The organism is Chamaesiphon sp. VAR_48_metabat_403 (assembly GCF_031422475.1).
In the GTDB taxonomy this organism is placed as follows: Bacteria; Cyanobacteriota; Cyanobacteriia; order Cyanobacteriales; family Chamaesiphonaceae; genus Chamaesiphon.
The window spans coordinates 1-7,959 of sequence record NZ_JANPLS010000476.1 but is presented as its reverse complement, the minus strand read 5'-3'; the positions used below and the strand labels follow the sequence as shown (position 1 = coordinate 7,959).

The window sequence follows — 7,959 nt, the reverse complement described above, 5'->3', positions numbered from 1 at the left end:
GTTAAAACTGGTTTGATCGGCGAAAGCAAAGAAGCGAACATCGAACGCCTCAAATCAATGGGTATCACCGATCCCGATAAAGTCTACACCGCTGAAGAACTAGCTTGTGGTAAAAACGTCCTGTTTGCAGGTACCGGGATTACTTCTGGTAACATCATGAACGGTGTTAACTTCTTTAAAGGTGGTGCGCGGACTCATACTCTAGTTATCTCCAGTCAGTCCAAAACTGCACGGTTCGTCGATACCATTCACATGAGCGACAAACCTCAGACAGTTAGCCTGCACTAGGGGTTAGGTTTTAGGTTTTAGGTTTTAGGTTTTAGGTTTTAGGGATGCAAGCATCCCTCTAAATAACCAACACCTAGAGCCTAAAACTCAGAATCTGTAGCCTACAGGCAAACCTTCAAACGCTAGGTTCCAATACCCAGAGCCTAGAGCCTCATACCTAGAGGTTAATGAAGAACCATTTACAAGTTGCTGAGATTAGAGCAATATAGGCAGTGATTATATACAATATCAAAGATAGCCAACCGTTAGATCGCACATAACGCATCTATTTATCTTGCGTTGTCAACGGTTGAATGTCCGTAACTTAAATAACAAAACTTTAAAAATTATCACCTTTTGAACGCGGAGCAGATATGAATATTGCTGTCATCGGTTTGAGTCACAAAACCGCACCTGTAGAAATACGTGAAAAACTCAGCGTTCCCGACACGCAGATGGAAGCGGCGATTCAAACTCTGTGCAATTATCCCCACATTCAAGAGGCGACGATCCTCAGTACTTGCAATCGCCTCGAAATCTATATCGTTACGCCTACAGCCGATCGCGGCGTACAGGATGCGATCCAATTTCTGTCAGAATTTGGTAAACTCCCCATCAAAGATCTCAAGCAGCATTTATTTATGCTCTTGCACAAAGATGCCGTCATGCACCTGATGAGAGTGGCTGGCGGCTTGGATAGTTTGGTATTGGGTGAAGGGCAAATTCTCGCTCAAGTCAAACAAACCCATAAAATCGGACAGCAGTATAAAGGGATGGGTTCGATTCTCAATCGGTTGTTCCGTCAAGCTCTCACAGCCGGGAAACGCGTCCGCACGGAAACGAGTATCGGTACGGGTGCAGTGTCGATCAGCTCGGCAGCGGTAGAATTAGCACACATGAAAGTCTGCAATTTTGACAATCATCGAATTGCAATTTTAGGTGCGGGTAAAATGTCGAGGCTATTAGTACAGCATCTAATCTCCAAAGGTGCTACCGATGTGACGATCTTAAATCGATCGGTAAAACGCGCCGAAGAACTCAAACAAATGTTTACCGCGATCGACTTGCAACTTCAACCAATGACGGAGATGATGAGTACGATCGCCACTTCCACGATCGTCTTTACCAGTACCTCCGCGACAGAACCATTATTAAATGCGGCTAAACTAACAGCCGTCATCGATCCGCATCACTCCCTGATGATTTTTGACATCTCCGTACCGCGTAACGTCCATAGTGATGTCAATGAGTTAGCCAATATTCGGGCTTTTAACGTAGACGATCTCAAAGCCGTCGTCGCGCAAAATCAGGAACGCCGCCAGCAAATGGCACAAGAAGCCGAAGGTATCCTAGATGAAGAAGTCGAAAACTTTAATAGTTGGTGGCAATTGCTCGAAACAGTTCCCACGATCAACTGTTTGCGCGATAAAATGGAAGCAATTCGGATGCAAGAGCTAGAAAAAGCCCTCTCCAGATTGGGAGCCGAATTTGGCGAACGCCACCAAGAAGCGATCGAAGCTTTGACAAAAGGCATCGTCAATAAAATTCTCCAAGATCCGATGGTACAACTTCGCGCTCAAGAAGATAGCGAAACCCGTAAAAAAGCCATGCACACGCTCCAGTTATTATTTAACCTCAGTAGCGAAGCGATCGAAGCTCAGTAGGTATTAGAGGGTTGCGGCGGAGATCTACCCACCCCGCCCTAATTCCTTCGGAAAGGCTTCGCCAACGGGCACCCCTCCGAGGAGGGGATTTTATCCCTCTAGTTCCACGCTGAATTAGGACTATCCATTATTCACTATCCACTATCCACCAAATACTAGTAACTAAGTTCTGTTATAAGATGTGAGTATGGATTTTTCGGAATCGATCGAACGTGCGGTTGGTAATTATTTTACCCAGTGGTTTGCGGCTCACCCCTATCTGGCTTGGCTGAGTACCCATCCCTTGGCAAGTTTGGGATTGTGCTTGCTGGTAATCTTCTCTGCATGGGGGCTAATTAAGGCGATCGGGCGGGGCATGGAGCAAATTTGGTTATTCTTACTCACTACACCATTCAAGCTGCTCCAGCCGATTTTTAGGCTAATGTGGCGATCGATCCGGCGCAAATTTGGGCACAATAGTACCAAGAGCGATCGGTTAGACTCACAATTAACCTTAACCGCTCCGACCGATCGCGTTACGGAGATCGTCGATCGGCTGCACGCTCTGACGCAAGAACAACAACAACTCTTGCACGAACTAGCGGAGCTTACAGGTGAAACCTCAATCGAGGTAGCTACCAACAGCAAATCGGATACTGAGTACAAAAATATGTACGCCAAGTTACTGAAATTAAACTAAAAACAACTTATGAGCGATAGTATCGATCGGCTAGATGTGTCATAATTTAGATACGAGCATCTCATTTTCAAAGCATCTGCCCAAGCAGATAGGATAGCTCTAATTGAATCTTCTCCAACCTTTTACAAAAACTTTAAAATTGTACGACAGTAATTCAGTGGAAAGACTAATTAACGTTCATATCGAGAAACTACCAGAAGGTTACTACCTAGCTACTTCTGATGCGTTACCCGGATTACTCGCACAAGCACCCAGCCTAACTGAAACCCTAGAAATCGCTCAAGATGTCGCCAAGCAGCTATTAGCGGCAATGTCAGAACGCAACCAGTTCGTTGACAGTTTCCCGACAATCGCCGATGAATTTGACTGTCCTCTCGTACTAACCAGATAGATGGGATGGGCAGGTTATCGGGATTCAGATATCGTGAAGTAGCCAAGGTGTTGCGAATCTACGGGTTCGCACTCGATCGTCAAGCCTCTGGATCTCACGAAATTTGGTTTAACGACGGTACGGGCAAATATACCACGGTTCCCAATCATAATGGTGATATGCCCGAAGGCACTCTCCGCCAAATCCTCAAACAAACCGGGATTGAGGCGGATGATTTTTTGTACCATTCTCACTAGGGAATAGGGAATAGGGCATAGTGAACCTGGTGCGATCGAATCGAGACAATGAGCGTAGACTGGAATTTAAACGAAGAGTGTCAAATATATTTTTTACAACCGAACAAGCAATCGTCGGATTGAGGCTATGTCACAATGTCACCAATATGTACCAAACGATTCAACTGATTAGAATTGACGAGCGCACTCAGGATTTACTGATTTTAGTAGGTACAGAAATAGAAATAATAGTTTCCCCTAATGGTAAATGGAGATTCGATCGATGAAACCCGACTTTAATGTAATGAGTAAAGCAGAATTACGTTCTTATGTATTAATGCATCGAGAGGATACAGAGGCTTTCCAAGCCTTAGCAGATCGCATTTATGCGAATCCCAATCCACACTGGTATCAGCCCGAAGAAACAGAAAAAATTGTCGATCTTTTGCCTAGCAACAAATCAACAAATATCGATAATTGACCAGAGTTTCCGTCCAAGCCAGTTTTCTAGGCATCTAGCAAGTCTCGCTCTACCGCTGTTCCGGCTTTAAATTGGGCGATAGATCGAGCTAAATGAGCCGCATTTGCTGGAGATTTCAACAAATGAACTGTCTCCATCAAACTATTAAAAGATTCCAGCGACATTACCACAACGTCATCAGCATCGCGCCTGGTGACGATCGTATAATCGGCATCTTCAATTACTCGATCGAGTACCGCCTTGAGGCTATTTCTCGCTTCACTAAAGGATACAACTTTCATGGTGGTTATAATTGTACAATTATAGCGAAAATTTAGGGTAGGGGTAATTCATGAATTATCCCTACCCTAAATCTCAGAGACTTCCTCTAAAGTAAATCCTTGCTCGATTCAGCAATGCCATTACCTACTTAATGTTATTTCAGATTAAGGATTTCACCATTAAAAGATTGCTAGCTTCGCTCTAATACCGCTCTCAAATGAATTTGGGGCTAATAGCAAAAGTTCGTTTCAACGAACTAATCAATTTGGCAGTTCGTTTCAACGAACTTGAGCTACTAGCCCGTTCGCGTAGCGTCTCCGACAGGAGAAACTTCTAGTTCAGGGCGGTGTTTGAACGGAGCAGATAGATTTTCTTTATCTCGTTGGCGTAGCCTCGCCGACAGGAGAAACTCAGGCTACTTACCAGCCGCTTTGAGTTTCTTTCTCATTCGTAGTGCCGCCGTACCGCCGACTAATGTACCGATAATGGTAAAAGGTTCGGGAACTGCTGTTGCAGCATTAGCAGTTCCAAATCTGAAGTTATCTAATAATGGGAATCCATTCGTAGCCTGAAATGAGATCGAAGTAATAGCTGTATCAGATGTGAAACCCACAAACTGACGATTGGGATAATTCAGCGAATTGAGATTAAATGTCTCACCAGTTGAGAGCATAATGGTAAAAGGCGAAGCAAAATCGATAATGCTCATGATATCGCTACCAACAGCAGTTATCCCAGAGGGGAGAGTGGCAGTAACAGTACCTCGTTGACTGTTACCCAGTAAAACTGCACCAGAACCCCAATCATAAGAGCTTGGTCCGAATGCTGGATCGACAACAAACAAGGTGTTGGACGATACTGTAAAGGTAACTCCACTGGTAGTACCACCATAAGACGCAGCGCTCCCTGTTGCCGCCAATCCTTCAAAGTCGATAGTTGTTAGCCCAGTCGTATTAGCTTGAAAAGATGTCAAATCTGTAAACTGTACCGTCGCAGCTTGGGCTGAATTTGTTGCAGCCAAGAGGGATAGCGAAGTTAGTGTATCGGTACACAAACTAAGTACGATGCGATGCGATGCGATGCGATGCGATGGATGTTTTCACAAAATTACTGGGATCGAGGTTATGAGTGATGAGAGAATAATACAGAAAGAAAGGTCATTTGTCTACCTTTGTATTTATGTTGCTCAAAATTCATCGATCGCTAACAAGCACCGCTAAATATCCCGTAAAATATAGACAGATCTAGTCGCGATCGAATCTTACTATCAAACTCAGTTATGACACAAGCACAAAATCCAGATGACAAGGATCGGCAAGTAGCTCGCGAGTTTAGAGATTTAAACCGCAGAGTAGACCGATTAGAATATACTCAGGTATCGCCCCAGGAGTTCCGACAAGCCTTCGAGCGTGTCTATGACGAGATCGACGATCTCCATGATGAGGTTAGACAAATGCGCTCGGAAATGAAAGAAATGCGGTCTGACTTGAATGGGAAGTTCGATCTCATTATGCGCCATATTACCGGACAGGGAAACTCTTAATCGAGTCTGTGGATGAGACATAGCCCACGCCCTCGATCGAAAAGTCTCTAAAATTGTTTTAGTTCAGTCGAGCGTGAGTATTTTTGAACCATATATTGTATACTCTTTGACATAGCACTGTGAGTATTTCTCTCTCCCAACTCCCAACTCCCAACTCTTATGCTTGCTGGCTCGACCCAATTTGAAACCCTAGAACATGCACTAAAACATTACTTCGGGTATGATGAGTTTCGATCGGGACAACGGGAGATTATTACCACAGCTTTAGCCAATCGTGACTTGTTAGTTGTGATGCCAACTGGTGGCGGTAAGTCGTTATGTTTTCAGTTACCAGCATTATTAAAACAAGGCGTGACTATAGTTGTATCGCCGTTGATTGCGCTGATGCAAGATCAAGTGCAACTGCTGGCAAATAATGGCATTCCGGCAACTTTTTTAAATAGTAGTATTAGTACAGAAGAAAGACGCGATCGAGCGGCGGCGATTTATAATGGTGAAGTGAAGTTATTATATCTGGCTCCCGAACGATTGAATCAGGAGTTTATTAGCAACTTCTTGATAGATTTACATCAAGATGTGGGGATTGCTGGGTTTGCGATCGATGAGGCGCATTGTGTCTCAGAATGGGGTCACGATTTTCGACCAGATTATCGCAAATTATCGCAATTACGGCATTATTTTCCGAAGGTGCCCTGGTTGGGATTGACGGCAACTGCTACCGATCGCGTCCGCCAGGATATCATCAGACAGCTAGATCTGCGCGAACCAGAAATTCATATTGCGAGCTTCAATCGCCCGAATTTATACTATGAAGTGCGGCGCAAAACAACTGCGCCTTATAAGGAATTACTCGCACAGGTAAAACAGTCTGAAGGTTCGGGAATTATCTACTGTTTGAGTCGGAAAAAAGTAGACGAATTAACAGCTAAACTCAAGCAAGATGGCATTCAAGTAGTACCCTATCATGCGGGTTTAGATAGCGAGACGCGGACTAACAATCAGAATAGTTTTATTCGCGATAATGTCAAGGTTATCGTCGCAACTGTCGCCTTTGGGATGGGGATTAATAAACCCGACGTGCGGTTTGTAATTCATTACGATTTACCCCGCAATATTGAAGGCTATTATCAAGAATCGGGACGCGCCGGACGCGATAGCGAACCCGCCCATTGTACGCTGTATTTTGGGATGGGCGATATTAAAACGATCGAGTATTTAATCGACCAAAAAGTCGATCGCGAAACGGGGCTAGCTCTTGAAGAAGAACAGCGAATTGCGACTCAACAATTGCGGCAGGTAATTAATTATGCCGAAGCGACTGAATGTCGGCGGATCGTGCAACTCGGTTACTTTGGCGAGAGCTTCCCCGGTAACTGTAATAATTGCGACAACTGTAAATATCCACGACCGATTTCCGATTGGACGATCGAAGCTCAGAAATTATTATCCTGCATCTATCGATTTTCCGAACGCCATCGGGGGAGAACTTTCGGATTAGCTCACACGATCGATGTATTGCGCGGCTCTAAAAATGATAAAGTGCTCAAAAATGGACACGATACACTTTCTACCTACGGGATTGGTAAAGATCGTACCGTCGATGAATGGCGGATGTTAGGCAGATCCTTACTCCATCAGGGTTTAGTCGATGAAACTAGCGATGGTTATTCAGTCTTGACGCTCAATGCAACAAGCATGGAAATTCTCAAAAACCAACGCAAAGTCGAAATCGCTATTTCCCCCCTCAAACCCACCACCGAAACCACCGATATTAGTGCCAGTACCGTCGAGACTCAAGCTCTCTACAACCGCCTCCACAAACTTCGCAAACAATACGCCGATGCGAATAAAGTCGCCCCTTATGTCATCTTCGCCGATTCCAGCCTAAAATTGATGGCACAACAACAACCGCAAACCCTCGCCCAATTCGCTCAAATTTCCGGCGTAGGGGCGCGCAAACTCGCTCAGTACGGCGAAATGTTTACAGGCGAAATTAGAGCCTTTAGAACCGAATCTGGATTGAGCATTCAAATCGAATCCGATCCCACACCGCCGCTCTATGTCGCGACTCCAACTAAAAGCGACGTTTCCCACACCCACCTTCAAACCTTAGACTTCTATCAACAGGGAATGAGCATCGCCGATATTGCTACTCGCAGATCGATGCGCGAAACTACGATTTTCGATCACCTCGTCAAATTACTAGAATGCGGCTACAGCGTCAAGATAGACTCAATCGTACCAGATGCCAAAGTCACCGCGATCGAACAAGCAATCGCGATCGTCGGAGCCGAAAAACTCACCCCCATCAAAGCCCATCTCGGCGATAATTACACCTACGAAGAAATCAAACTAGTCAGAGCTAGACTTACAAAGATTGGGGAGTAGGGGACTAGGGGACTGGGGGACGGGGGGACGGGGGGACTGGGAGTGTTTATTACTCCCACAATCCCCACGC

General features: G+C 45.0%; 11 protein-coding genes. 9 read left to right on the top strand and 2 right to left on the bottom strand.

Annotated elements, in window-relative coordinates:
- The 7 genes from RMO79_RS22785 to RMO79_RS22755 form a co-directional block, all read left to right on the top strand.
- The coding region (locus RMO79_RS22785; protein ID WP_310485555.1) for a fructose-bisphosphatase class II at positions 1 to 288 on the top strand (288 nt) is incomplete at its 5' end.
- Between the two features lie 353 nt (positions 289 to 641).
- Positions 642 to 1,931 carry a glutamyl-tRNA reductase gene (locus tag RMO79_RS22780; RefSeq protein ID WP_310485554.1) on the top strand — a complete coding sequence of 430 codons (1,290 nt, stop codon included), beginning with the start codon at positions 642 to 644 and terminating at the stop codon, positions 1,929 to 1,931.
- Positions 1,932 to 2,118: 187 nt separating this feature from the next.
- The gene (locus RMO79_RS22775; RefSeq protein ID WP_310485553.1) at positions 2,119 to 2,610 is read left to right on the top strand and encodes a hypothetical protein; all 492 of its coding nucleotides are present in this window, start codon (positions 2,119 to 2,121) and stop codon (positions 2,608 to 2,610) included.
- A gap of 157 nt (positions 2,611 to 2,767) precedes the next feature.
- Positions 2,768 to 3,001: a DUF1902 domain-containing protein gene (locus RMO79_RS22770; protein WP_310485552.1), complete on the top strand. Its 234-nt coding sequence runs from the start codon at positions 2,768 to 2,770 to the stop codon at positions 2,999 to 3,001.
- A gap of 5 nt (positions 3,002 to 3,006) precedes the next feature.
- Positions 3,007 to 3,237: a type II toxin-antitoxin system HicA family toxin gene (locus tag RMO79_RS22765; RefSeq protein ID WP_295615253.1), complete on the top strand. Its 231-nt coding sequence runs from the start codon at positions 3,007 to 3,009 to the stop codon at positions 3,235 to 3,237.
- A 77-nt stretch (positions 3,238 to 3,314) separates the two neighbouring features.
- Positions 3,315 to 3,503, top strand: coding sequence for a DUF6888 family protein (locus RMO79_RS22760; protein ID WP_310485551.1), 189 nt, complete (start codon positions 3,315 to 3,317; stop codon positions 3,501 to 3,503).
- On the top strand, positions 3,500 to 3,697 hold the full coding sequence (locus tag RMO79_RS22755; RefSeq protein ID WP_310485550.1) for a DUF6887 family protein: 198 nt from the start codon (positions 3,500 to 3,502) through the stop codon (positions 3,695 to 3,697). The genes RMO79_RS22760 and RMO79_RS22755 overlap by 4 nt, the downstream gene beginning before the upstream one ends.
- A gap of 26 nt (positions 3,698 to 3,723) precedes the next feature.
- Here the strand turns inward: RMO79_RS22755 and RMO79_RS22750 are convergent, their stop codons facing one another.
- Both RMO79_RS22750 and RMO79_RS22745 read right to left on the bottom strand, forming a co-directional pair.
- Positions 3,724 to 3,978 carry a type II toxin-antitoxin system prevent-host-death family antitoxin gene (locus tag RMO79_RS22750; protein WP_310485549.1) on the bottom strand — a complete coding sequence of 85 codons (255 nt, stop codon included), beginning with the start codon at positions 3,976 to 3,978 and terminating at the stop codon, positions 3,724 to 3,726.
- A gap of 395 nt (positions 3,979 to 4,373) precedes the next feature.
- Positions 4,374 to 4,979, bottom strand: a complete 606-nt coding sequence (locus tag RMO79_RS22745; RefSeq protein WP_310485548.1) for a PEP-CTERM sorting domain-containing protein — start codon at positions 4,977 to 4,979, stop codon at positions 4,374 to 4,376.
- A 258-nt stretch (positions 4,980 to 5,237) separates the two neighbouring features.
- On the opposite strand from RMO79_RS22745, the gene RMO79_RS22740 reads away from it, so the two are divergent.
- Both RMO79_RS22740 and recQ read left to right on the top strand, forming a co-directional pair.
- On the top strand, positions 5,238 to 5,501 hold the full coding sequence (locus tag RMO79_RS22740) for a hypothetical protein (RefSeq protein WP_310485547.1): 264 nt from the start codon (positions 5,238 to 5,240) through the stop codon (positions 5,499 to 5,501).
- Positions 5,502 to 5,660: 159 nt separating this feature from the next.
- On the top strand, positions 5,661 to 7,889 hold the full coding sequence (recQ, locus tag RMO79_RS22735; protein ID WP_310485546.1) for a DNA helicase RecQ: 2,229 nt from the start codon (positions 5,661 to 5,663) through the stop codon (positions 7,887 to 7,889).
- Positions 7,890 to 7,959 lie beyond the last annotated feature (70 nt).